Below are 2139 nucleotides of genomic sequence, written 5' to 3' on the forward strand. Positions count from 1 at the left end.
GTTTTTGCAGTGTCTACACCTGCGTTATTTGTCGCTTGGTCTATCGCGTTTTTAGCAGTTGTCACTGCTTCATCGACTTTCGCTTTTGCCGCTGTTTTTTCTTCGTCCGTTGCGTTAGGCGCTTGATCGATTTCTGCTTTCTTTGCTTGCGCTGCATTATCGATTGCTTGTTTTGCTTGTGCTTTTTTCTCAACCGTTGGTTGAACATGATTAATCGCGTCTACACCTGAAGATTTAGCAGTATCTACGCCTGTGTTATTTGTTGCTTGATCTATCGCATTTTTAGCAGTTGTCACTGCTTCATCGACTTTCGCTTTGGCTGCTGCCTTTTCTTCGTCCGTCGCGTTTGGCGTTTGATCGATTTCTGCTTTCTTTGCTTCGGCTGCTTTGTCAATTGCTACTTTTGCTTCGTCTTTCTTAACAACCGTTGGTTGAACATGATTGATCGCGTCTACACCTGAAGATTTAGCAGTGTCTACATCTGCGTTATTTGTTGCTTGGTCTATCGCGTTTTTAGCAGTTGTCACTGCTTCATCAACTTTCGCTTTGGCTGCTGCCTTTTCTTCATCTGTCGCATTTGGTATTTGATCGATTTCTGCTTTCTTTGCTTCGGCTGCTTTGTCAATTGCTGCTTTTGCTTCGTCTTTCTTAACAACCGTTGGTTGGAGATTGTTGATTGAATCTACACCGTTTGTTTTTGCAGTGTCTACACCTGCGTTATTTGTCGCTTGGTCTATCGCGTTTTTAGCAGTTGTCACTGCTTCATCGACTTTCGCTTTTGCCGCTGTTTTTTCTTCGTCCGTTGCGTTTGGTGCTTGATCGATTTCTGCTTTTTTAGCACGGGCTGCTTCATCTATTGCTGTTTTTGCTTGTGCTTTTTTCTCAACTGTTGGTTGCACATTGTTGATTGAATCTACACCGTTTGTTTTTGCTGCATCTACACCTGCATTATTTGTCGCTTGGTCTATTGCTGCTTTCGTATTATTCACTGCTTCATCGACTTTCGCTTTCGCTGCTGCCTTCTCTTCATCTGTCGCGTTTGGCGTTTGATCGATTTCTGCTTTCTTTGCTTGCGCTGCATTATCGATTGCTTGTTTTGCTTGTGCTTTTTTCTCAACCGTTGGTTGCACATTGTTGATTGAATCTACACCGTTGGTTTTTGAAGTATCTACGTCAGCGTTATTTGTCGCTTGGTCTATCGCATTCTTCGCACTATTCACTGCTTCATCAACTTTTGCTTTTGCAGCTGCTTTTTCTTCATCTGTGGCATTTGGTGTTTGATCGATCTCTGCTTTCTTTGCTTGCGCTGCATTATCAATCGCTGTTTTCGCTTCATCTTTCTTAACAACACTTGGTTGAACATGATTGATCGCGTCTACACCTGAAGATTTAGCAGTATCTACGCCTGTGTTATTTGTTGCTTGATCTATCGCATTTTTAGAAGTTGTCACTGCTTCATCGACTTTCGCTTTCGCTGCTGCCTTTTCTTCGTCCGTCGCGTTTGGCGTTTGATCGATTTCTGCTTTCTTTGCTTCGGCTGCCTTGTCAATTGCTACTTTTGCTTCGTCTTTCTTAACAACCGTTGGTTGCACATTGTTGATTGAATCTACACCGTTTGTTTTTGCTGTATCTACACCTGTGTTATTTGTCGCTTGATCTATCGCGTTTTTAGCAGTTGTCACTGCTTCATCGACTTTCGCTTTGGCTGCTGCTTTTTCTTCATCTGTTGCGTTTGGTGTTTGATCGATCTCCGCTTTCTTAGATTGCGCTGCATTATCGATTGCTGTTTTCGCTTCGCCTTTCTTAACAACCGTTGGTTGAACATGATTGATCGCGTCTGCACCTGAAGATTTAGCAGTGTCTACACCTGCATTATTTGTCGCTTGGTCTATCGCGTTCTTCGCACTATTCACTGCTTCATCGACTTTCGTTTTTGCTGCTGCTTTTTCTTCATCTGTAGCGTTTGGTGTTTGATCGATTTCTGCTTTCTTTGCTTGCGCTGCTTTATCGATTGCTGCTTTTGCTTTGTCTTTCTTAACAACCGTTGGTTGAATATGATTGATCGCGTCTACACCTGAAGATTTAGCAGTATCTACGCCTGTGTTATTTGTCGCTTGATCTATCGCGTTTTTAGCAGTT

At 42.7% G+C, this 2139-nt stretch carries 1 protein-coding gene; it reads right to left on the bottom strand.

All coding sequences use genetic code 11. The annotated features are described in order from the left end of the window. On the bottom strand, nt 1-2139 hold a 2139-nt coding region (locus tag JVV30_RS12580; RefSeq protein WP_204194331.1), incomplete at both ends, for a DUF1542 domain-containing protein.

It is taken from the genome of Staphylococcus sp. GDY8P47P (genome assembly GCF_016892225.1).
Lineage (GTDB): Bacteria > Bacillota > Bacilli > Staphylococcales > Staphylococcaceae > Staphylococcus > Staphylococcus borealis.